Origin of the sequence: Chitinophaga pendula (assembly GCF_020386615.1) — a bacterium.
Lineage (GTDB): Bacteria > Bacteroidota > Bacteroidia > Chitinophagales > Chitinophagaceae > Chitinophaga > Chitinophaga pendula.
Window position 1 is genome coordinate 6,678,532 of sequence record NZ_CP077769.1, and the last position, 23,406, is coordinate 6,701,937.

General features: G+C 47.1%; 21 protein-coding genes. 10 read left to right on the forward strand and 11 right to left on the reverse strand.

All coding sequences use genetic code 11. The annotated features are described in order from the left end of the window. Positions 1-393: 393 nt before the first annotated feature. From KTO58_RS25055 to KTO58_RS25065, 3 genes are all read left to right on the forward strand, one after another. The gene (locus KTO58_RS25055) at positions 394-1,779 is read left to right on the forward strand and encodes an ammonium transporter (RefSeq protein WP_095836779.1); all 1,386 of its coding nucleotides are present in this window, start codon (positions 394-396) and stop codon (positions 1,777-1,779) included. Positions 1,780-1,926: 147 nt separating this feature from the next. After that, entirely contained in the window at positions 1,927-3,039 is a 1,113-nt protein-coding gene (locus tag KTO58_RS25060; protein ID WP_095836778.1) for a porin, read from the forward strand. Between the two features lie 141 nt (positions 3,040-3,180). Continuing rightward, complete coding sequence (locus KTO58_RS25065; RefSeq protein WP_095836777.1) at positions 3,181-3,840, forward strand: DUF2461 domain-containing protein; 660 nt, start codon at positions 3,181-3,183, stop codon at positions 3,838-3,840. Positions 3,841-4,211: 371 nt separating this feature from the next. Here the strand turns inward: KTO58_RS25065 and KTO58_RS25070 are convergent, their stop codons facing one another. Continuing rightward, positions 4,212-4,463 (reverse strand): hypothetical protein, encoded by a 252-nt coding sequence (locus tag KTO58_RS25070; RefSeq protein WP_095836776.1) that lies wholly within the window; start codon positions 4,461-4,463, stop codon positions 4,212-4,214. A gap of 299 nt (positions 4,464-4,762) precedes the next feature. Beyond that, complete coding sequence (locus KTO58_RS25075) at positions 4,763-5,752, reverse strand: aspartate-semialdehyde dehydrogenase (protein ID WP_095836775.1); 990 nt, start codon at positions 5,750-5,752, stop codon at positions 4,763-4,765. A 239-nt stretch (positions 5,753-5,991) separates the two neighbouring features. On the opposite strand from KTO58_RS25075, the gene KTO58_RS25080 reads away from it, so the two are divergent. The 3 genes from KTO58_RS25080 (at position 5,992) to KTO58_RS25090 (ending at position 10,396) form a co-directional block, all read left to right on the forward strand. Continuing rightward, the gene (locus tag KTO58_RS25080) at positions 5,992-7,779 is read left to right on the forward strand and encodes a lamin tail domain-containing protein (protein WP_095836774.1); all 1,788 of its coding nucleotides are present in this window, start codon (positions 5,992-5,994) and stop codon (positions 7,777-7,779) included. A gap of 125 nt (positions 7,780-7,904) precedes the next feature. Beyond that, complete coding sequence (locus KTO58_RS25085; protein ID WP_095836773.1) at positions 7,905-8,582, forward strand: DUF5606 family protein; 678 nt, start codon at positions 7,905-7,907, stop codon at positions 8,580-8,582. Between the two features lie 83 nt (positions 8,583-8,665). Next, entirely contained in the window at positions 8,666-10,396 is a 1,731-nt protein-coding gene (locus tag KTO58_RS25090) for a M3 family oligoendopeptidase (protein ID WP_095836772.1), read from the forward strand. Positions 10,397-10,443: 47 nt separating this feature from the next. Here KTO58_RS25090 and KTO58_RS25095 read toward each other — a convergent pair whose 3' ends face one another. The 6 genes from KTO58_RS25095 to KTO58_RS25120 all read right to left on the reverse strand — a co-directional run bounded on the left by KTO58_RS25095 (position 10,444) and on the right by KTO58_RS25120 (position 14,994). Then, on the reverse strand, positions 10,444-10,875 hold the full coding sequence (locus KTO58_RS25095) for a Fur family transcriptional regulator (RefSeq protein WP_095836771.1): 432 nt from the start codon (positions 10,873-10,875) through the stop codon (positions 10,444-10,446). A 17-nt stretch (positions 10,876-10,892) separates the two neighbouring features. Beyond that, positions 10,893-11,519 (reverse strand): SCO family protein, encoded by a 627-nt coding sequence (locus KTO58_RS25100; RefSeq protein WP_095836770.1) that lies wholly within the window; start codon positions 11,517-11,519, stop codon positions 10,893-10,895. Positions 11,520-11,656: 137 nt separating this feature from the next. Beyond that, complete coding sequence (locus tag KTO58_RS25105; protein ID WP_095836769.1) at positions 11,657-12,241, reverse strand: DUF3299 domain-containing protein; 585 nt, start codon at positions 12,239-12,241, stop codon at positions 11,657-11,659. After that, a complete protein-coding gene (locus KTO58_RS25110) occupies positions 12,234-13,448 on the reverse strand; it encodes an ABC transporter permease (protein ID WP_095836768.1) in 1,215 nt (404 codons plus the stop codon). Before KTO58_RS25110 ends, KTO58_RS25105 begins: the two co-directional genes overlap by 8 nt. Beyond that, positions 13,445-14,077 carry an ABC transporter ATP-binding protein gene (locus KTO58_RS25115; protein WP_095836767.1) on the reverse strand — a complete coding sequence of 211 codons (633 nt, stop codon included), beginning with the start codon at positions 14,075-14,077 and terminating at the stop codon, positions 13,445-13,447. Before KTO58_RS25115 ends, KTO58_RS25110 begins: the two co-directional genes overlap by 4 nt. Positions 14,078-14,193: 116 nt before the next feature. Further along, positions 14,194-14,994, reverse strand: a complete 801-nt coding sequence (locus KTO58_RS25120; protein ID WP_157752748.1) for a hypothetical protein — start codon at positions 14,992-14,994, stop codon at positions 14,194-14,196. Positions 14,995-15,129: 135 nt separating this feature from the next. Between KTO58_RS25120 and KTO58_RS25125 the strand changes: the two genes are divergently transcribed. From KTO58_RS25125 to KTO58_RS25135, 3 genes are all read left to right on the forward strand, one after another. After that, on the forward strand, positions 15,130-15,516 hold the full coding sequence (locus KTO58_RS25125; RefSeq protein ID WP_095836765.1) for a MerC domain-containing protein: 387 nt from the start codon (positions 15,130-15,132) through the stop codon (positions 15,514-15,516). A 35-nt stretch (positions 15,517-15,551) separates the two neighbouring features. Beyond that, entirely contained in the window at positions 15,552-16,736 is a 1,185-nt protein-coding gene (locus KTO58_RS25130) for a GTP-binding protein (RefSeq protein ID WP_095836764.1), read from the forward strand. Positions 16,737-17,074: 338 nt separating this feature from the next. Continuing rightward, a complete protein-coding gene (locus KTO58_RS25135; RefSeq protein WP_225859910.1) occupies positions 17,075-19,342 on the forward strand; it encodes a TonB-dependent receptor in 2,268 nt (755 codons plus the stop codon). 214 nt (positions 19,343-19,556) lie between these two features. Here the strand turns inward: KTO58_RS25135 and KTO58_RS25140 are convergent, their stop codons facing one another. From KTO58_RS25140 to KTO58_RS25150, 3 genes are all read right to left on the reverse strand, one after another. Then, positions 19,557-20,225 carry a hypothetical protein gene (locus KTO58_RS25140; RefSeq protein ID WP_095836762.1) on the reverse strand — a complete coding sequence of 223 codons (669 nt, stop codon included), beginning with the start codon at positions 20,223-20,225 and terminating at the stop codon, positions 19,557-19,559. Positions 20,226-20,325: 100 nt separating this feature from the next. After that, positions 20,326-20,889: a phosphoribosylglycinamide formyltransferase gene (gene purN, locus KTO58_RS25145; protein WP_095836761.1), complete on the reverse strand. Its 564-nt coding sequence runs from the start codon at positions 20,887-20,889 to the stop codon at positions 20,326-20,328. A gap of 62 nt (positions 20,890-20,951) precedes the next feature. Further along, complete coding sequence (locus KTO58_RS25150; RefSeq protein ID WP_095836760.1) at positions 20,952-21,707, reverse strand: copper resistance protein NlpE N-terminal domain-containing protein; 756 nt, start codon at positions 21,705-21,707, stop codon at positions 20,952-20,954. Positions 21,708-22,150: 443 nt separating this feature from the next. On the opposite strand from KTO58_RS25150, the gene KTO58_RS25155 reads away from it, so the two are divergent. Beyond that, on the forward strand, positions 22,151-23,386 hold the full coding sequence (locus tag KTO58_RS25155; RefSeq protein WP_095836759.1) for a c-type cytochrome: 1,236 nt from the start codon (positions 22,151-22,153) through the stop codon (positions 23,384-23,386). Positions 23,387-23,406: the final 20 nt, after the last annotated feature.

Consider the following 23,406-nt stretch of genomic DNA (forward strand, 5'->3'; position numbering starts at 1 on the left):
TAATAAATATTAGATGTGAATATATTTAATATGAGTGCGTCTTTTTTTGCTCTATTTATATTTTATTTATTTATAAATAATTGTAATTCAAACAACATATTGGAATTGTAGTAAATTGTGGTAACCCCATCTTCCCAGTTTTTAGAAAAATGCTAATCACCAAGTAGTTAATCTATAATTTATTGATAAATAATTTGTTATTGTTAAATATTGCGCTGTTTTTGCTTTGATGTAAGATATCATTTCTATTATTATATGTATATTATTCCTAATATTATTAGGAATATCTCAATATTGTTAGTGAATATTTAAACATTTCTATTTTTAGGGCCTAAAGTTTGATTTTTTAAATTTCAAATCTACTTTTATTTAAGAATTTTAAAATCAAACGCTATGAAGAAAATATCACTTATTGACTATTTGCCTTTCATTTTTCTGGCAGCATTAGCCATAATTGGGATGTTCATTCCCGTTTTGCCCAACTTCGCAGATGGTGGTAAATACAATAATGCTGATATCGCATGGATCCTGGTAGCATCCTCCTTGGTGTTTCTGATGACCCCTGGTTTGTCCTTCTTTTATGGAGGGATGGTCAACAGGAAAAATGTGATCTCTACCATGATGCAGAGCTTCATTGCTACCGGCCTTATCAGCGTTGTTTGGGTGGCTGTCGGTTTTAGCCTCGCTTTCGGAAAATCCAAAGGAGGACTGATCGGAGACCCTTCCACTTTCTTTTTCTTTCAGAATGTTAGCTCCGGTGAGCCCTGGAGTCTTGCCCCCACTATTCCGCTGCTGTTATTTGCACTCTTCCAGATGAAGTTTGCCATTATTACACCAGCCCTGGTAGTAGGTGCTGTTGCTGAAAGGATCCGTTTTACCTCTTATGTATTGTTTATGGTACTGTTCAGTCTCTTGGTGTATGCACCGATTGCACACTGGACCTGGCATCCGGATGGTATTCTCTTTAAAATGGGCGTACTTGATTTTGCCGGCGGTACGGTAGTACATATATCCGCTGGTTGCGCAGCACTAGCAGGCGCCCTGGTACTTAAACGGAGAAAGGACCATATTGAGAAGAAAGAACTTACACCTGCAAATATTCCCTTTGTACTGCTGGGTACTGGTTTGTTATGGTTTGGCTGGTTCGGCTTCAACGCTGGTTCTGCACTGGGAGCCAACTCGCTGGCTGCCTCTGCGTTCGCAACTACCAACACTGCTACAGCAGCAGCAGGCCTTTCCTGGGTATTCTTTGATGTGATCCGTGGTCGTAAACCTTCTGCGCTTGGCTTCTGTATAGGAGCGGTAGTAGGACTGGTCGCCATCACGCCTGCCGCAGGTTTTGTAGGAATCCCCCAGAGTGTAATGATCGGCTTCTTTGCGGCTATCGTATCTAATCTGCTGGTACATTACAAATCCAAAACGGCGATAGACGATACCCTGGATGTGTTCCCTTGTCATGGTGTAGGTGGTATGGTAGGTATGCTGCTTACCGGCATATTTGCTACCAAGGCAGTAAATGCTGCCGGCAATGATGGCCTTTTCTATGGCAACTTCGAACTGTTCAAGAATCAGGTGTTGGGACTGGTGCTTGTAGTAGGCTATAGCTTCGTCGTATCATTTGCAATATTCAAACTGATCGACTTCCTGTATCCGCTGAGAGTGTCTGAAGAAGAAGAGGAGCTAGGCCTCGACATTACGCAGCATAATGAAAATTATCACCCTGCAATGATGTCTGTAAATGATGCGGGAAATCTAAAGGAACAAGAGCTCGTACACTAATATCAATATCACCCTGTTATAACAATAAATATGTGCTGTACGTATGCGTACGTACAGCACATACCTCACTGCTACATCTCCCCGAAATAACCATATCATACCTAAGCAGGCAGCATACTTTCCATTTTATCAACCAAAATTTGCTACATGAAAAAAGCGCTATTGACGGCACTGATTGCCGTTCAGGTCCTTACTGCCTTTGCCCAGTCAACAGATTCTATTCCAAAGGGACTAAGGATATCCGGTAATGCAGATGTATATTATAAATATAACTTTAACGAGAACTATACGGATAACAAGACTAGTTTCACTAATTCCCATAATTCTTTCGAGCTGGGAATGATCTCTCTGAAACTGGAACATAATACTGATAAAGTAGGTGTAGTAGCTGATATCGGCTTTGGCAAACGGGCAGCAGACTTCTCGTATACAGATATAGGTAGCCAGGGTACTTCGTCTTCTTCTGCCATCGCAATAAAACAATTGTTTATCAGCTATTCGGTGACTTCCAATCTCAAATTTACTATGGGTAGCTATGGTACGCATGTTGGATATGAATTGGTTGATGCGTGTCTGAACAGGAACTATAGCATGTCCTATATGTTTACCAACGGCCCGTTCTCTCATACCGGTATTAAGGCCGATCTCAGCCTTGGAGAGCATAGCTTCATGCTGGGTGTATTCAATCCCACGGACTTCAAGTCTGCTATTTTCAAAGACGGTAACCTGACGAGCAAAAAATATATAGGTGCCCAATATGGCTACTCTTCTGCTAAAGCGCCGTTGAAAGCTTATTTGAACTATATCGGAGGCGTTGATACTGTGGGGACCCGTAATGACCAGGTAGACCTGGTCATCACCTATCAGTTCAGTCCTAAGTTTGGGATTGGTTATAACGGCACCTACAGCATGTTCAATTTCAAGACCGCCAACGGCAATGGCAAACCAAGTTCTGATAAAAGAAACTGGTATGGATCAGCATTGTACCTGAACTATGATCCGGTTGAGAAATTCGGCTTGACCCTGAGGACAGAATATTTTGGAGATAAGGATCAGCTTAAGGTGTTTACAGATCCGCTGGCTTTTCCTAGGGGAGGCAATGTGCTGGCGTTTACTTTATCTGGAAACTACCGGATCGGTGGTTTGACGATTGTGCCGGAGGTGAGACTGGATCAGGCGTCAGAAACAGTGTTCTCCAAAAAGGATATTCCCAAGAAGAATACAGTAAATGCACTGCTGGCGGTACTTTACAAATTTTAATATAGCCGCATACATCATTACCCAATCTTTTATTATATAACAAGATTTAACCATTCTTTTAGTCAGTTGCTGATAGGGTGTCCCACTGCAGGGGACACCCTTGGCATTTTTTATTATTTTACAGTTTCAAAGCGAACGCACATGTTACAAGCTACCACGTTGAAGTTTCTGAAAACATTGGACAAAAACAACAACAAACCCTGGTTTGAGGCTAATAAGGACGCCTATCAGGATGCAAAAGCGGATTATGAGAGTATGGTACAGCAGCTGATCGACGGGTTAGCTAAGCAGGATGCTGCGGTGGAGGGATTACAGGTGAAGGATTGTGTGTTCCGTATATATAAGGACGTTCGTTTCTCAAAAGACAAGACGCCTTATAAGACAAATATGGGTGCCGCCTTCAGTCCTGGAGGGCGCAAGTCTCCTCGTCCCGGTTACTATTTTCATTTACAGCCCGGCGGGCAAAGTTTTGCCGGCGGTGGCCTCTGGATGCCAGATGGACCGCTGTTGAAAAAGGTAAGACAGGAGATTGACTACAACTTCGATGAATTCCAGGATATTATATCCAATAAGGAATTCATCAAATATTTTGGTAAGATAGAGGGAGAGTCATTAAAAACAGTCCCTCAGGGCTATCAGCCTGATAACCCTGCCATTGCTTATCTGAAACTTAAAAGTTTCACTACCTGGCATCGTATTACCGATGAAATGTGTACGCAACCAACGTTGGTGCGTGAAGTACTGAAAGTGTTTGCTGTAATGCAACCATTCGTGAAATTCCTGGACCGGGCATTGGACTAATTATCTCACGGTGTTTGATCGGATGCTATCATTCCCCACCCTCAGGCATCCCGCACATAGTGCAGGATGCCTGATCTGTTTTTAACCAGTACGCTATACCCATGACTTCATATGCTCACTGTAATAGTGAGGGGTTAGTGTCAGGTGTCGAGAATGTACGGTGTATAACGATAATGTATACACTCTAATAGGCATAGGGGGTAAACAGCAAAAGATAATTGGAATAGGGAAAAACAGGATAGATGGAATAGATCGTGGAATAATACAGGAATGAATAACTAATAGCCTTTTTGTATGATCAGTACTGCCTTGTACAGATATTTAATAGCCCCGGTATTACTAATTATTCATTCTTAATTATTCTGTAAAAATTAATTCTTGTAGATCAAGAATTCAAAAGGGCGCGCTTTGCGGTCCTTTAAGAGATTTTCTTTGTCCATACGGTTATGGGCAAAGCGTTGATTGTAAACATTCGCTACCTCAATAATGGGTATTATCCCATCCAGCGTGTCCTGCTGGTCGACGATATTCATGATCCTGGATACCTGAGAAGAGAAGTTTGCGCTCCATTCTTCAGTAAACTTGTGCATCAATAAAAGCTCACGGTTAGCGTTGGTTTTCATAGGACTAAGGGTATTTACTGATTAGAAAATTAATTGTTATTCACTTCATTGCTCTCTATACAACGGCACATCATTTCTCGAAAAAACTGGCATAGGATTATGTTCCAAAATTGAATTTAATCTGTCAGAAATCAATACTACTTCTGTGTAATTTTTACGCTAATGATGTTATGCTTTTGTAAAGTTGTAATAAAAAAGCAAGCGATAATACGCTTGCTTTTAATTACTTACAAAATAACGTAGACGCATTCACGAAAATAATACGTTTAGCACATATACCTTTCGTTATGCTCCGGTCGTTACACCCATTTTTGCGCATGCAGGTATTCCGCGATTTGCACGGCATTAGTAGCTGCGCCTTTACGCAGATTATCTGATACGATCCACATATTGATGGTCTTGGGCTGTGTCTCATCACGGCGTATGCGTCCTACGAACACTTCATCTTTGTCATGGGCATCTTTTGGCATGGGGTATTGCAGGTTGGATGGGTCATCTACTACCACCACACCAGGTGTATTGGATAATATTTCACGAACGGCGCTTACTTCATACTCGTTCTCAAATTCTATGTTTACTGCTTCGCTATGGCCACCGATCACAGGTATGCGTACAGTCGTTGCTGTTACACGGATATTGTCATCTCCCATGATCTTAACAGTTTCCTTTACCATCTTCATTTCTTCTTTGGTATAACCGTTGTCTGTGAAGACATCTATCTGGGGGATAACATTAAGATCGATCGGATAAGCATATGCCTTCTCTCCTTCTATACCCTGGCGCTCGTTCATGAGCTGCGTTACTGCTTTCACACCAGTACCTGTTACGGATTGGTAAGTGGATACTACTACACGGTTCACTTTATACTGCTTGTGTAATGGGCTTAACACCATTACCATCTGAATAGTAGAGCAGTTAGGGTTGGCAATGATCTTATCCGCTGCGGTGAGTGTATCGCCATTTACTTCGGGTACGATCAGTTTTTTGGATGGGTCCATTCTCCAGGCAGAGGAATTATCGATCACGGTGATACCAGCTGCTGCAAATTTGGGGGCCATCTCCAGGGAGGTGCTGCCACCTGCGGAGAATAATGCAATAGCCGGCTTCATTGAAATAGCTGTATCCGCATTAACTACCTTATACGGCTTGCCCTTAAATGTTACTTCCTTACCTACAGACTTCTCAGAAGCTACAGGTATGAGTTCTGTAATAGGAAAATTCCTTTCTTCCAGTACTTGCAACATTTTTGAGCCTACCAGTCCGGTGGCTCCTACTACGGCAACTTTCATTGGTAATTTATGATTTGATGATGAATACACTAATGAGCCCTGAGCTATTACCCTCTTTGTCAGGTACTTATATGCCCGATTTTACTATAGACCGGGTGTCGACCTGCTTTTGGCAGGGCAAAATTACTACATACTGACCGCTTTTCATAACCAGTGTATTAAATATACCAGTACTTGGCTCATATGCATGAAAATCTTATTTTCATTGTATTAGCGATCCTTCATCACCATACGAACATATGATACGTACTATTGTTTGTGCAGGCTCGCTACTGTTAACTTCTCTCTCATTTGCACAGGTGCAGGACGATTTTAGCGATGGTAACTTCACGGTCGCTCCTCCCTGGAAGGGTATTGATACATTATGGCAGGTAAAGGATGGCCGGTTACAAAGTAATTGTCATCAAAGGAATACCAGTTTCTGTCTGGCTATGGATGCAGGCACGCAACCCGCTGCTAATTGGGAGTGGTGGATGCGGTTGGATTTTAATACTTCTTCCGCTAATTACGTCGATGTATATCTGCGGGCGAATACTCCTTTGCTGACGGACTCGAACGTATACGGGTATTTTGTACGCATAGGCGGTACGGCTGATAACATATGTCTTTACCGGCGAAGTGGTGGTAGTATGCGCTTGTTGATCGAAGGGCCTGATGGGTGGACGGATCATCGTAGCAATACATTACGGATCAGCGTAGGTTGCAGTCCTGAAGGAGTGTGGACCCTTCGTGCTGCTAATGGCAGTGATGGTGTTTTTGAGTCGCTGGGTAGCACGCAGGAAGTGTTGCAGCCTGCGGGGCCTTGGTTTGGCTGGATGATAAGGCAATCCACTCCTTCCTTTTTTGAGAAGCACTTTTTCGATGATTGCCATATCACACCTTTCCAACCAGACATGGAGCCCCCGGTGTTGCAGCAGGTAGTTGCCTCCGGCAAGCAGGAATTATCGCTCCGGTTCTCAGAAATACCAGATATCAGGACGGTAGCACAACTGTCCAATTATATGGTTGGAGCTGGTGTCGGGAAGCCTCAGCGTGCGACGGCAGCGGGCGATGTGGTCCGGTTGTATTTCGGGGCTGCCTTTCCGGATGTAGATAGTATATCTTTTCAGGCTAGCGGGATAAAGGATATGGCTGGCAATATCATGTTGCCCTATACTGGTTATTTCCGTTACTACCGGCCATCTGTCCGGGACCTCGTAATCAACGAAGTATTATATGATCCGCCGGCGGGGATACCTGAGTTTGTGGAACTATACAATCGCAGTCAGCGGGCGGTAGACCTGCGGCAGTACATGATCGGTACGCGCGATGTAGCTGGAGCGCCGGACCGGATGGTTGTACTGAGTGCGTCGCCCCGGTGGTTACTGCCAGGTGGCTATATGATCGTGTGCAGGGACCCATCGGCTTTGTGTACGCATTATTACTGTATGGGTGGTACCCAGCCCCGGTGGACGGTGGATTTGCCTGCATTGAGGAATGATGGCGCCGTAGTGTTACTGACGGATACCAGTGGCCTGGTGGTAGATGAATTCCTGTATGATCCCCGGTTCCATCATATAATGGCCAACGCGACGAAAGGCGTATCCCTGGAGCGGTCGCACGCGGATATGCCTACTCAGCAGCTTTCCAACTGGCACTCTGCAGCTGGTACTGCAGGGTATGCCACGCCGGGCGGGCCTAATTCACAGGTAGAGGCCCATGTGCTGCAAGGGACTATGACCGTGTCACCGCAGACCTTTTCCCCGGATGGGGATGGGATGGATGACTGGGCCGTTCTGTATTATGAGCTGCCGGCCGGCGGTTATGTTGGTACGGTTAGTATTTTCGATGGGGAAGGGCGGCTGGTCCGCAGACTGGCCAGCAGCATAACGCTAGATACCCGGGGACGTTTCACCTGGGATGGCCGGAATGAGGCCGGACAGATGCTGGGAACGGGTATATATATTATCTTCGCCGAAATATTCAACCCGGAGGGAAAGGTAAAACGTTGGAAATTACCAGTGGTAGTGGCACGAAAGTTGAATTGAGCAGATATCTTTTAAGCTGAAAATGAGTCGTTTGTACAGTAAATGATAAATGATTCGGTTAAAAAGGTAAATAATCATGCGTTCTATTATAATTATTTATATTTGCGCTTCCTAAAAATTTGAACATGCAGTACAGAGAAATTGTAGCAGTAACCGGTTTGGGCGGTTTGTTTCAACTGATAGCCAGCAAGCAGGATGGTGCTATTGTTAGATCCCTGGAGGATAAAAGCACCAGGTTTGTATCTTCCCGCGTACACAATTTTACCCCGCTTGAGAGTATTGAAGTATTTACAACTGGTGATAATGTAAACCTGGCAGAGGTATTTAAAGCCATGCAGGAAAAAGAGGCAGAGATATCCCCTGCTGAAGTGAAAGGTGATAATAACGCCATTAAAACATACTTCAAACAGGTATTCCCTTCTTTCGATGAGGACAGGGTATACGTGAGCGATATGAAGAAGATGGTGAAATGGTATGCTATTCTGAAGCATAACGACCTGCTGAAGTTTGAAGAGATCCTGGCTACTGAAGAAGCGGAAGAGGGCGCAACAGTTGAGCCTGTAGCAGAAGTGGTAGCTGAGACGGCACCTGCTGAAGCAGAAAAACCAGCGAAAAAAGCTACTAAAAAGAAAGCGGCTGCTAAAGATGCTGATGCTGATGAAGCAGCACCTGCAGCGGAGAAAGAAAAGCCTGCGAAGAAAACAACTGCAAAGGCTAAGAAAGAAGAAGCACCTGTTGAAGAAGGTGAAGAAGCTCCTAAAAAAGCTACCCGCACCCGTAAGAAGAAAACAGAAGAAGAATAAGGATATTCCTCGGGAAACCATCTTTCAATATCCAGGCATTATGCATTCGTTGTATAGCGCCTGGAATTTTTTATTTTAGCAATATGGATAAAATACTAAATGCAGATATCAAACCGCTTCCGCGGAAGTTTTTACCTGAAGACTTTTCGGTAACAACGTGGGAGGCATTACAGCCATACTATGAAGCCTTACTGCAAAGGCCGCTGGATAGTACGGCCGCACTGGAACAATGGCTGAAGGACAGTAGTGAGATACAGGCCGTAGTAACGGAGGATGTGTGCTGGAGGCAGATCCGTATGACATGTGATACTAACAATAAGTCATTGGAGGAGGCATTCACCTACTTTATGATGGAGATACAGCCTAAGCTGTTGCCTTATGAAGATCAGCTGAATAAGCGTCTGCTGGACAACCCATACCTCCATGAGCTGGATCCTGAACTGTATAAGACCTTTCTGCGTAATGTACGTAAGCAGGTGAAGCTGTTCCGCGAAGCCAATGTACCGCTGCAAGCTGAGCTGAGTGTGATGGCGCAGCAATATGGTGTAATAAATGGGCGAATGACTGTGACCGTGAACGGACAGGAATACACTTTACAGCAGGCTGCAAAATTCCTGGAAGGCAGTGACCGGTCACTCCGGGAGGAGGTATTCCGTAAGACGGGAGAGCGTCGTTTACAGGATCGTGCTGCATTGGATGGATTATATACCGGGCTGGTACAGAAACGTCACCAGGTAGCTACGAATGCAGGTTTTGCTAATTATCGTGACTATAAGTTCGAGGAGCTGGGGCGTTTTGACTATACCAAGGAGGATTGTTTCCAATTCCATGCAGCGGTGAGAGAACATATCCTGCCTATTGTGGGGCAAATGTTGCAACGGCAACAGCGGAAGCTGGGGTTAGATACTTTACGGCCCTGGGATACTGATGCGGAGCCGGCAGGTGTAAAGCCCTTAATGCCTTTCCATACGGGAGAGGAATTAGTAACGAAGGCCAGCGCGTGCTTTGATCAACTACGTCCTTTCTTTGGGGACTGTCTCCGGGAGATGAAACGACTGGGCCGGTTGGACCTGGAAAGCCGTATGGGTAAAGCGCCCGGAGGTTATAACTGTCCTTTGCCGGAGACGGGAGTGCCTTTTATATTTATGAATGCGGCCGGTCAGATGAAGGACCTGACTACGATGGTACACGAGGGCGGACATGCGATACACTCTTTCCTGAGTCATCCGCTGGCGCTGAGTGCTTTCAAGGAATATCCGATGGAGATGGCGGAAGTGGCAAGTATGAGTATGGAACTGTTGACGATGGACTATTGGGATATCTTCTTCAGTGATCCGGAGGAGCTGCGCCGGGCTAAGCTGCAACAGCTGGAGCGCTCGGTGTCTATCTTCCCGTGGATCGCTACCATTGATAAATTCCAGCACTGGGTATATGAACATCCGGAGCATACTGCCGAGGAGCGTACTGCGCAATGGCTGGCTATATTGAATGAATTCTCTCCGGATATGGTAGATTGGAGTGGACTGGAGTTGTACCGGGAATTTGGCTGGCAGCGGCAGCTGCACTTGTTTGAGGTGCCCTTCTATTACATCGAGTATGGTATTGCCCAACTGGGAGCTATCGCGATGTGGAAACAGTACCGGGAGAATAAGGAGCAGGCGTTGGATAACTATATCAAGGCGCTGAGCCTGGGAGCGACCCGTACCCTGCCTGAGCTCTATAAGGCAGCAGGTATCCGGTTTGATCTTTCACCGGCTTATATTAAAGAGCTGGCAGACTTTGTACAGCAGGAGATACAACCACTCGCTGAATAGCGGTTTATAAAGTACTGATGACTGATGAAGCCCATCCGTCATCAGTATTATTTACATTGTTTGCAGACACCACTTACCACTACTTCTACATTGTGTGCCGCATATCCTTTAGGTAAATGAATAGGCGGGATGTCTGTTTCTTCCAGGCACATGGTATTACCACATTCTTCGCATTTGAAGTGAACATGGTGATCATGGTGATCATGTTCGGAGCATTCCGATTTGCAAAGTGCGTATCTTACGGAGGTATCCGTAGTAGGTATCTTATGGATGATGCCTTTGTCCAGGTAAGTCTGTAAGGTGCGATAAATGGTGACGCGGTCAAAAGCTTTACCGGTCAGTTTATCAAAGTCTCCATGTTCCAGGGCGCCATCACTTTGCATAAATAGCTCCAGTATCCTGACCCTGGTATCTGTAATACTCAGTTTACTTGCTTTGAGTATTTCTTCGATCTGTTCTCTGTTATTTTTCTTGCCCATGATAACCTTAATTTCTTTTATTCGTTTATCAGGCGGTCTATGTCTAGGATCAGCTTATCGATGTCCTGCTGTTTGGTACCTTCATACAGTCCGCGGACACGACCTTGTTTGTCGACCAGCGCAAACCACTGGGTGTGCACAAAGTCTTCGTCACCGGTATACACGCCATCATCTACCATATAACTTTCCCTGGCCAGTTTATACAGTTCTCTCTTAGTACCGGTCAGGAACCACCAGTTTTTGGTGTTTGCTCCGAGCTTTTCTGCATGTGCTTTCAGCACGGATACGCTATCATGATCCGGATCAACGGTATGCGAGAGGATCAGGAAATCCGGCTGATCTTTGTATTTGGCATACACTTTCTGCATGTTGGCATTCATCTTTGGACAGATGCCGGTGCAGGTGGTAAAGAAATACTCTGCCACGTAAAATTTGCCTTTCACATCATTGTTGGTAACGCTCTTGCCATCCTGGTTGGTAAATGAGAACCCTTGTATGGTATGACCTGGCGTACCTAATATCGGTAGCCGCTCCTTTCCGAAAAAACTACCTGTTTCACCCAATATCACATAGCCGGCATAACTTAAAAATGCAATGCTCAGGAGGGAAAAAAAACCGATGTAAAATATAGCCTTTTTAGACATAATGCCCCTTGTTTGAATCTATCTGCAAAGGTAGCACAGAATTAAATGAGGGGCGTCATATGGATGTTATTTACTATTGATTAGTCCCGTATAAAGATAATGATTGAATTTTATTAACTGTTTATCAGTTGATTATGCTACTCTCCTACTGCTTCTGCGCGATCGAGATTATAGTAAAGTTCGTATATGTTCTTTTCATTTAGTCTCAATGTGCCCTGGAATGACAGGTAATCATCTGTTTCGAACCTGGGTTGTCCCTTTTTCAATTTGAGGGTCATGACGGATTCGGGGCCAGCGCCGCCGCAGAAGAAACAGGAACTGTTGGGATTGGCAGACAGGACGTAGACCCCTCCTTTTACATCCAGGGGGATGACATAGCCGGATATGATGATATAGAGGCCATTGAGGGCTTTGATATTGCGGCTGAACTGGGGGTAAAGCATGGGCATGTCCAGCTTTTCGTCCCATACGCGGTTGAAGACGACGTCTTTCAGCTGGTTCCAGCGGATGCGGCGGGGGGGATCTGTTGCAGTTATAGAGACGGACCTGTCTTCAGCCGTTGCTGCGGGCGAAGGTTGGGCGGTGTGCCGGGACAGCAGTTGCTGGTATTGAAGGAGATAGCTGTTGCCGATACCGGTATGTTTACAGAACTGGGAGATATCGCTGCAGGAGACCAGGAGGAATGCGCCGATCCAGCACAGGCAGTATTGCCATTTACGCATGAGATAGTGTTTTAGAGATATTCAGCCGGAAGGCCATCATGCCGGGGATGACAGCTGCCAGCAAACATATGAGCCAGGCTGCGAGGGCCAGTATCAATTCCTGGCTGGCTGGCTGCCATAGCAGACTGGTTTCGTAATGCCATTTGTGTTGCAGTACCGGCTGCAGGGCCAGCAGTGCAAGCCGGCTGAGCAGATATCCGGAGAGGATGCCGGCGACTGCCAGCAGGGATGCTTCCGTCAGCACCAGTTGTAGCAGGGCTACGGGGCTGGCCCCCATGCTGCGTAACAAGGCCAGTTCATAGCGGCGCTGTTGTATGGACTGAAATAACAGGAGGAAAAGGCTACAGGCACCCAGGCCCATCAGCAGCCAGGCAAAGAGGCGAAGGGTATCTATGCCGATACCCATAAGCGACAGCAGCCGATTGATTTCTATAGCCGGTACAGCGGCTTGCATCGCTGTTTGGCTGTTGATGATCCTGGGTAGTTGCAGTTGAGCTAGCGGAGTATTGTATTGCAGCAGCACAGCGGTGATCTGCCGATCGTCGGAAGCGGGGACGTCAGCTGTTTCTTCTTTGTGTGCATGGTGATGGTCGTGGGCAGCATGTATGTGCCATACGCTGCTGATGGATGTGATGATCAGTTGATCGAGGAGGGTACCTGTTGGCTGTAGTACGCCGGTAACCTGGTAGGGATGTTCGGTGTGTTCCTCCCCTTCGCCTGCCAGCCCATGGGAGCCGGCAAAATGATCGTCAGGATGCAGGTGGGTCCGTTGTGCGACATTGCTGCCTATCACGGCTTCCATAGGCTTTGCAAAGAGCCGGCCTGACTGGAGCTGACCATCAAAGTGCCGGATATATTGTGTATTGGATCCTACTATGCGGAAGCCTTTATAATTGTCGCCCATGGCGAGCGGGATCGCTGTTTTCACAAAGGGATGGTGCATCCACTTGCTGGCGCTGTCCAGTGATATATTACCGGTGGGGGCATCGGCCTGGTATACGGCAGAGAGTACTAGCTGTAGCGGGCTACCTTTTGCGCCCAGTACCATATCGACGCCAGCCGCGTTTTCTTCCAGTTGTTTGCCGGTCTGTTGTTGTAAGAGCAGGAGTAATGCCAGCATACCGGTGCTACAACTGATGAGTAACCAGCTGCTGATGGCGGGCAGGGGTCTGTATCGTAAGTTGCTCAACGCGATCTTTCCTATCATGATAGTGCCAGTTGATGAGAGAATAATTGTTTGAGCCGGTTGTCGTGTGTGACGATGATCATGGCGGTCTGCCGTTGTATGGCCTGTTGGCGGAGGAGACGGGCTACGTGTTCGCAGTTATTATCATCGAGACTGGCGGTGGGTTCGTCGGCAAGTATGACGGCCGGGCTATGGAGTACGGCTCTTGCGATAGCTGCTCTCTGGCGTTCTCCCTGGCTAAGTTCGGCAGGGTATCTTTCCAGCAGGTGGTGGATGCCCAGGCGGTGGCAAAGTTCCTGCAGATGCCGGACGGTGGTTGTCTGCCGGGTGAAGGTGGCCGGCAATTGCAGGTTGTCGGCTACGGAAAGTGCGGCGATGAAGTGAGGTTGCTGGTGGATAATGCTGGTATGTTGTGCTCTGAACTGGTCGAGGTGTCGAGCAGACAAGTGATTGATCACCGTTTGTGCGATATGTATTTTGCCGGTATCGGGTAGCAGCAGACCTGCCAGCAGATGCAGCAAGGTGGTCTTACCTACCCCGGAAGGACCTGTGATAAGCAGCACCTCTCCTGCTGCACATGTGAATGGTGGAAATCTTAAAGTATGGCCATCGTGTGTATGTGCATATGAAAGGGCGGTTGTCTGAAGCATACTCGATTATTTTTCGCTGCTTCAAAAGTAAGTCAATTCTACATTATGCAACCTAGTTGCATTTGTTAAAATATACAAAAAAGGACTGTCATGTCTGATTAGAGGTGCGGTGGGCTTTAGTTATAGATAAAAGAGAGGGTATATTTTTTATTTCGTAGGGGTAGTGTACGGGTGCCGCTGATTTTTCGTTCTCCTTTGTAGGCGAATGATATTTCTTCTTCCATTCTTTCTTTTGAGAATCGTTGGTATTTCATGAGCCGGTCTTTGTCGTCATAGTCCCAGATGGTCCAGGTATGTGGGGCGTCTGCGCCTGCGCTGTTTTGTTCTTTTATCAGGAGTCCATGTGGGTTGTACACTTTATCTACATAGGATACGAAGGTGGTATCACCTGCGGCATTGATACTGTAGCTGGTAATAGAGGTGATGTGTTTATTCTCGTCATAGATATAGGACTCTATGGTTTCGAGGGTATTAGCCGGTTGTTTGAAGAACCGGGTTTGCAGGGCCAGGCTATCGGGGCCTAGTTTGCTTTGCATGATGTGTTTAAAGCGGACATCATTGAAGCCGAAGTCTTTGCTCAGGTAGTTACCGAAGCGGTCGAATTGCTGATGTATTTCCAGGGTGGGTGCATCGGGCCGTTCGAGGAAGGAGGTGACGATGCGTTCGGCGCTATCGTGTAAGGTGGTGTATTTCTGATAGGGTTCCTGGTTGAAGAAAATGCGTTTGTTCAGTTTTTTTTGCCGGTAATATTCGATGCGGAGGGTATCGATCTTTCCGGAGTCTTTGCCGTATTGGTCGAGGGGTCTTTCCAGCCATATCAGCTGATAATCCGCTGGCAGTGGTGTGTTGCAGCGGGTGAGCAAACATAAAGAGAAAAAGCAGACCATTGGGATAACAGGCCAAGGTAAAGACTTCAATGACATGGTTTTGCTAATACTGATTCCATGCAAAGGAAAGCATTGGTATTATAATGTGATCATCTTTTCTTTAAATAATTTGCAACGATGTTGCATAAATGACATAGCTTTGTTGGCGGAACAAAAACGGAGGTCATGTTTGGAAATGTTTTAAGAAAGTTTAGTCTGGATGCATTGGGTATAGGGGCGTCGTTTGTATGTGCGGTACACTGTGCGTTATTGCCGTTATTGATGACTTTTTTGCCCTTATTAGGACTGGAATTATTTGAGAATGAGTCGATCGAGTGGTGTTTGCTGGCGGGGTCTTTCCTGTTAGGTTTTGTATCGATGTACAGGGGATATTACCGGCATCATCAGCGGTTGTTGCCGGGGGGGATGTTCTTATCGGGTTTTATCTGTTTGCTGGCGGGGCATTTACTGCATGGACATTTATGGGGGTTGTTAGTGATTCTTACCGGGGCGGTGTTGATCATTGCGGCTCATATGAAGAACCTGCGGGAGTGCAGGCGTTGCAGTCATTGAAGCGTGTAGGTTATAACTAAATAATACTGTTGAATATGAAGAAACTTCCGGTAACCGTATTAAGCGGTTTTTTAGGCGCAGGTAAGACGACGCTGCTCCACCATGTATTGCATAACCGGGCTGATATGCGGGTAGCTGTTATTGTCAATGACATGAGTGAGGTGAACATTGATGCGCAGCTGGTAAAGCAGCAGCATGAGCTGCATCATACGGAGGAGCGCCTGGTGGAGATGAGTAACGGTTGTATCTGTTGTACGTTGCGGGAGGATCTGTTGCGAGAGGTAGCGGTGTTGGCGGAACAGGACAGGTTTGACTACCTGCTGATCGAGTCGACGGGGATATCGGAGCCATTGCCGGTGGCGCAGACTTTTTGTTACCAGGACGATGCGGCGGGGATTGATCTGAGCCGGATGAGCCGGCTGGATACGTTGGTGACGGTAGTGGATGCTTTCAATTTCATCCGTGATTTCAATAGCAATGAGTTGTTGGAAGAGCGGGGGCTTACGGACGATGAGGCAGATCAGCGTACGTTGGTGAACCTATTGACGGAGCAGGTGGAGTTTGCGAATGTGATCATACTTAATAAGTGCGACCTGGTGAGCGAGGGGAAGGTGCAGCTGTTGAAGGCGGTATTGCGTAAGCTGAATGCGGATGCGCGGATACTGACATCGGTGAATGGGGTGGTGCCTTTGGAGGAGATATTGAACACGGGTCTTTTTGATTTTGAGCGTACTTCTCAAAGTGCGGGGTGGATAGCGGAGTTGGAGAAGGAGCATGTGCCGGAGACGGAGGAGTATGGCATTTCTTCTTTTGTGTACCGGCACAGGGCGCCTTTTCATCCGGAGCGGTTCTGGCGTTATCTCAATGAGGGATGGCCGGCCAATGTGATCCGGAGTAAGGGATTGTTCTGGCTGGCATCGCGTCCTGATGTGGCGGTGAGCTGGAGCCAGGCGGGAGGTTCGTTGCGTGCGGATCGGGCCGGCGCTTGGTGGTGTGCGATACCCCGTGAGCGCTGGCAGATGGAAGATGCTGACCGGGACCGGCTGTCGTTGCGTTGGGACCCACAGTTTGCCGACCGTTATAATGAGCTGGTTATTATAGGGCAGCGATTGGACGTGCTGGATATGACCCGGAATCTGGATGCCTGTATCTGCACGGCGGAAGAGGTAAACCATTGGAAATCAGGTCAATACTTCCAGGACCCCTTCCCGGAAATGTAAAGTGTTGATGGCCATATGGTTGCATACTTGTTGCATATAGGTTGTATAAGCGTTGTATAAGCATTGTATATGCAACTATATGCCTAGCTTATACAATGACTATACGAATGCTATAGGAATGATACAGGAATGATATAGGAATGTTTTGCTGAAAGGTGTGGGAAATGGAGCGTACGTTACCTGCCCTGACGTGCTTACTTACACCCAATATTTAGGCTAGACTAAATATTTATTTAGAATAGTTTCATTATTGATTATACTTTTGTTAAAATGAAATATTCAAAATGGTTAAATATTTACAAGTTCTGTTGTTTATATCATTGCTTCCTGTCTTTAATTTGAAAGCCCAGTCGGTACCAGGCGGGCAGCTCAGGATCACTGTGCTGTCCGATGGTAAACCGGTACCTTTTGCCAGCGTAGGGATCAGCGACCTGAAGGTCGGGGGCCGTACGGGTGATGACGGGCAGTTGGTGTTAAAGGAGATACCAGCAGGGAGGCATATGTTGCAGGTGAGTGCCATTGGCTACGCGAAGTATTCGAAGACGGTGGTGGTGAAGGGAGATGATCTGACGGAGCTGGCTATATCTGTACAGTCCAGTTCTTCCAGTTTGAATGAGGTGGTGGTGACGGGAACATTACGGCCGGTATCCAAGATGGCCAGCCCGGTGCCGGTGGAAGTATATACGCCGTTGTTTTTTAAGAAAAATCCTACTCCCAGTATTTTCGATGCGTTGCAGCATGTGAACGGTGTGCGGCCGCAGTTGAATTGTAACGTGTGCAATACCGGTGACATCCATATTAACGGATTGGAGGGGCCGTATACGATGGTGATGATCGACGGTATGCCGATCGTGAGTGCGCTGTCGACGGTGTATGGCTTATCGGGTATTCCTAACAGCTTGGTGGACAGGATAGAGATTGTAAAGGGGCCGGCTTCTACGTTGTATGGTTCGGAGGCGGTAGCGGGGCTGATCAATGTGATTACCAAGGATCCGGCGACGGCGCCTACGTTTACGGCGGATGTGTTCAGCACTACCTGGAAGGAGGTGAATGCTGACCTGGGGGTACGGTTGCGTGCGGGGAAGGCGAAGGGATTGTTGGGGGTGAATTATTTTAACTATCAAAACCCGACGGACCATAACGGGGATGGTTTTACAGATGTGACGCAGCAGCACCGGATATCGTTGTTCAGCAAATGGAATTTTGCCCGTAAGCATAACCGGGTGGCTACATTAGCGGCCCGTTACTTCTATGAGGACCGCTGGGGAGGTCAGATGGGATGGAGCAAGCGTTGGCGGGGTACGGACAGTATTTACGGGGAGAGCATTTATACGAACCGGCTGGAGGTAATTGGTAGTTATCAGTTGCCATTGCGGGAGAAGATCATGCTGCAGTACTCTTTGAATATTCATGATCAGAATTCGGCTTACGGGGACCGGTTTTTTCTGGCGAACCAGAAAATTGCTTTTGCGCAGCTGACCTGGGATAAGCAGTTAAAGAATCATAACCTGCTGGCGGGTATCCCATTCCGTTATACTTATTACCAGGATAATACGGCGGCTACGGCGGACAAGCCCGGGAATGAGACGGGGCAGCAGCTGAAGCATACTTACCTGCCCGGTGTATTTGTGCAGGACGAAATCTCATTGCATAAGCATCATACGTTATTATTGGGGATGCGCTATGATTATAATTCTATACACGGGAATATCCTGACGCCGCGAATGGCATATAAGTGGGCGCCGGACGATGAGAATACGTTGCGATTGAATTTCGGTACTGGTTATCGGGTGGTTTCTATTTTCACGGAGGATCATGCGGCGCTGACAGGGGCGCGGGATGTGGTGATAGAAGGTGCGTTGAAGCCGGAGAAGAGTTGGAATTTGAACCTGAATTATGTGAAGAAGTTGTATCTGGGGAATACTTATCTGGGATTGGATGCTGCTACTTTTTACACCCGATTCAGTAATAAGATCATTCCTGATTATGAGACGAATATCCAGCAGATACGGTATGCTAACCTGAACGGGTATGCGGTATCGAAGGGGGTTAGTCTGAATGCGGACCTGGTGTTTCCTTTTCCGTTGAAGGTGCTGGCGGGCGTAACATTGATGGATGTGTACCAGGTGAAGGAGGATAAAGGGGAGCGTAAACGGGAGCGTCCGATGCTGACGGAGCGAGTGACGGGTACCTGGGCGGTGTCTTATACGATAGGCCGGTGGGGTTTGTCTATTGACTATACCGGTAATATATATGGACCGATGCGGTTGCCAGTGTTGGGGCCATTGGATCCGAGGCCGGACATGTCGCCGGTGTGGAGCATACAGAATATCCAATTTACGAAGAAGTTTGCCCATAACTGGGAGGTATATGGCGGGGTAAAGAACCTATTGAATTTCGGGCCACGTAAGGATGCAATTTCCCGGCCATTCGATCCATTTGACAAGTATGTGCAGAAGGGGGCGGACGGTAATATTATTCCTGTTACGGACCCTAATGCGGGGCTTTATTACAATCCTTACGGGATGAAGTTTGAGACTAGTTATGTGTATGCGCCGAACCAGGGTATCCGTGGATTCCTGGGTGTGCGGTGGACACTATTATAATATGATGCGAATGTCGGTGGCTGTATTGCGCGCTAATGGAACATTACAAGGTAAAGTAGGATGAAGATGCTGGCATTCCTGCCGGGTATTGTGATACAGCGCCGGGCATTTGCCTGTAGCGATTTCCGTCAAGCTAATTTAGTTGGTTTTAAAAGTGAAATGCCATATGGGCACTGCCTGCCGGTATCGTCCGGTGGGCATTTTTATGGGTATATTAGCGGGGTCTCAAGCCCAGTTTGATACCTAGCTGGAGGCTGGGCAGTATGCTGACGAGGCGGCCGTCATTATGTTCTATGCCGCCATTTTCTATTGCGTTATAGTTGGAGTACCGGTAGACTTTTACGCGGGCACCTGCGCCGATGTACGGATCGAAGATGATCCTGTCTTTACTGAATTGGCGGCCCAGCAGCAGTTGGAGGCCGAATACGTTTTTGCTGGCGGACTCGGTGTATTTGGTGCTGTTGATGGTTACTTCTTCATTGGGGTAGAAGACTTTTTTATACAGTAAGGTAGGTTGGAAGTATGCACCCCGAGCGCGATTGCCTGCGCTGCCGGGGATGAGGTACCAGCGGAGGCCTGCGCGGAAGCCCAGTCCCCTGCCTTCTACGAACTGTTCGGTACTGATATCTGGTTTTTTTTGTCCGATATCTATCTTTTTTGACAGTACGTAGTCAGGATAATCTGTGTAGATACCTGCAACGCCCAGTTCGATGCTCATGGTGTTACTGATTTCCTGTTCGATCAGGATATCGAGTTCGTTGATGAGGGTGGTCGGATTTACCTTGATGTAGGTATTTCTGCGGGAGGGGGATTTGTCGTCCTGGGCTTTTGCCCCGATTGTATACAAAAGTACCAGGAGTAAGACGGGCAGTATTTTTTTCATACAGTTGTAGCGCGCTAGGATTATGCTGTAAGGTTATGTATGCTTCCGGGTATTATCGGCATGCTGCACAGTAGTTCTGAGGTCTATTCATCAGACAGGATCAGGACAATAATCGTTCCACAATTACCGGATACCAGGTGTGTTCGAGGGCGAGTACCCGTTGTGCGAGTGACTGCGGGGTATCATTTGGTAATACGGGGCAGCGTTCCTGCAGGATGGGGGCGCCATCGTCGTATTTTTCGTTGACGTAGTGGATGGTGATGCCGCTTTCTGTTTCGCCTGCTTCGATAACGGCGGTGTGTACAAACTGGCCGTACATGCCTTTGCCACCGAATTTGGGAAGGAGGGCGGGATGTATATTAATGATACGTTTCGGAAATGCGGCGACGAGGTTGGCGGGTACTTTCCAGAGGAAGCCTGCTAATACGATCAGGTCGATCCGGGCGTCCTGTAGTTGTTTAACATATATATCTGAACGGAAGAAGGTCTCTTTTTCGATGAGCAGGGAGGGGATATTTTCCCGTTCTGCTATCTGGAGTATCCCGGCGCCAGGTTTGTTGCAGACGATGAGGGATACTTTGGCCTTCTGAGAGTTGTTGAAATGATCGATGATCTTTTGAGCATTGCTTCCGGTGCCGGAGGCGAAAATGGCAATATTTTTCAAGATGATGCAGTTAGTGGATGTTCCGACCGCAAAAGTAAAAAAAAATACAGATGCGGGGTGGCTTACTTGATATACTCGCCACAGCCGTGATAGGTTTTGTCGCCCAGTTGTAATTCGACGGCGATGGGGCGCATGAAACCGCTCATATCGTCGAGGCAGGCCTGGTCTCTGATAGAGAGTTTGAAGTTGCCTGCTTTGGTGGAGGCGGTGTATACTTTGAGGGAGTCGGTATTGGGGCGGGCTGGGGGGATGGGTATTTCGAGGGAGTCGAGCTGGCTGGTGTGAAAGGTGATCTTATTGCCTTTGCGGAGGTCGATGGACCAGTTGGGTTCGTTGCCACCAGCGGTGAAGGAGATGCCTTTGGCGGCTTTGTCTTTGCGGATGGATGCGTTGGCTCCTTCTACGGGGCGTAATATATAATTATCGTTGAGGGAGCCTCCTTTACGATTGCCGGTCTGATCGAGGAAAAACAGGCGATTCTCTTTAAAGAGGAGTTGTTGGGGTTGTTTGCGTTCTAATATAATAATGGAGTCGTTGAGCAATTTCCAGCTGCCGACATCGGTAAAGGCTTTGTTGTTATTTCGTTCCTGGTAGAGGGTGAGGTCCTGGAACTGGTTGTTATCGAGGAAGGTGAGCTGGTAGATGATGCCCGGACAGTCGGCGCAGGGGATGGTGCCCTGATAGGCGCCGGCGGGGACGGATGGGGGGCTGGCGGGGACGGTGGTCATTATATTATGGTCATTGTTGGTAGAAGTGTGGTTGTTACAGGCGACGGTGGTGGCCAGGAGGACGGTAAAAATTGCTATCCGGGAGGTCATAATTGTCTTTTTAAACGATTAAATCGAACATTATTTACCGGTAGGAGGTTAATACAAATAATATGCTAAGGTGTAAGAGCGGGTCAAATGGTTACTAAGGAGCTATGATTCAAGGCGATAAATGTCACTTTTCGGGACGGGGGTATGGTTGCTGCCCCGGTAATATATATAATAATAAACGTTATATGGGTTCTTTTAAGAAGGTATCTGCAAAACATGATAAATGTCATGTTTTGATTAATGTTATTACGTTATAATCCGCCATAGAAGCGGGCTAAAAGGCAGTTAAACTGGTCAGGAAAGGCCATAAATATTTTTTTAATTGTTGATAAATTGTCAACATTCTGTCTTATTTTTGCTGGCACTTTTAAGAAACTTAAGGTCAAATCTAAACTATATAGGCTGTGTATCGTCGTGTTTCCATTCGTTTGCGCAAGCATTTTGTGAGTGTTCTTGTCCTATGCGCGGGTCTAGTACTTTCGTTTTCAACCGCTAGTGCGGCAGATCCGGGAAAGGGTAAGGCATTGTTCCAACAGAATTGCGCATCTTGCCATAATGTACATAAAAAGCTTACTGGTCCTGCATTGAAGGGCGTTGAGGAAAGATGGTCTGACAAGAAATTGTTACACCAATGGATCCACAACTCCACTTCTGTCGTTAAGTCTGGTGATGCTTATGCTGTTGCGCTCTTCAATGAGTACAACAAGCAGGTGATGCCGTCTTTCCCATCTTTTACGGATGAGGATGTAGACAACATCCTGGCGTTTATTCAGGCTGAAGGTGCTAAAGAGCCCGGTGGGACTAAAGGCACTCCAGGTGCTGAGGGAGCTGCTGGTGCGCAGGAGTCCAGTGATAATAGCCTGGTGTTTGGTATCATTACATTGATACTTGCTGTGGTAGCGCTGATCCTGATGCAGATCAACAGTAACCTGAACAAGCTGGCTGCTGATAAGGATGGCCAGGCGGTATCTGAGCCGGTGCCTTTCTACAAGAACAAGGCTTATATCGCGCTGGTGGTGATGATCCTGTTCATTGTGGGTGGTTACTATACGATCAACGGAGCGATTGGTTTAGGTCGTCAGAAGGATTATATGCCTGAGCAGCCGATCTTCTATTCTCACAAAGTGCATGCAGGTGTTAACCAGATCAACTGTCAGTATTGTCACTCTGGTGCGGAGAAGAGCAAACATGCGATGATTCCTGCGGAGAATGTATGTATGAACTGTCACAAGGCGATCACGGAATATACTGGTCCTGAGCTATTTACTGCAGAAGGTAAAAAAGTGAACGGGACTGCTGAGATACACAAACTTTATGATTACGTAGGCTGGGACCCTGAAGCCGGTAAATACAGCAAACCCGGCAAGCCTATTGAGTGGACCAAGATCCACAACCTGCCTGACCACGTTTACTTCAATCACTCTCAACACGTAGTAGCCGGTAAAGTACAGTGTCAGACTTGTCACGGTGAGATCCAGAATATGGATGAGGTACATCAGTTTGCTGATCTGTCTATGGGATGGTGCGTGAACTGTCATCGTACTACTAAGGTTCAGTTTGCTGACAACAACTACTACAGCATATTCGAGAAGCTGCACCAGGATATCAAGGATAAGAAGATTGACAGTGTAACTGTTGAGATGGTGGGCGGTACTGAATGTCAAAAATGTCACTACTAATATATATCGACCGGGTCTAT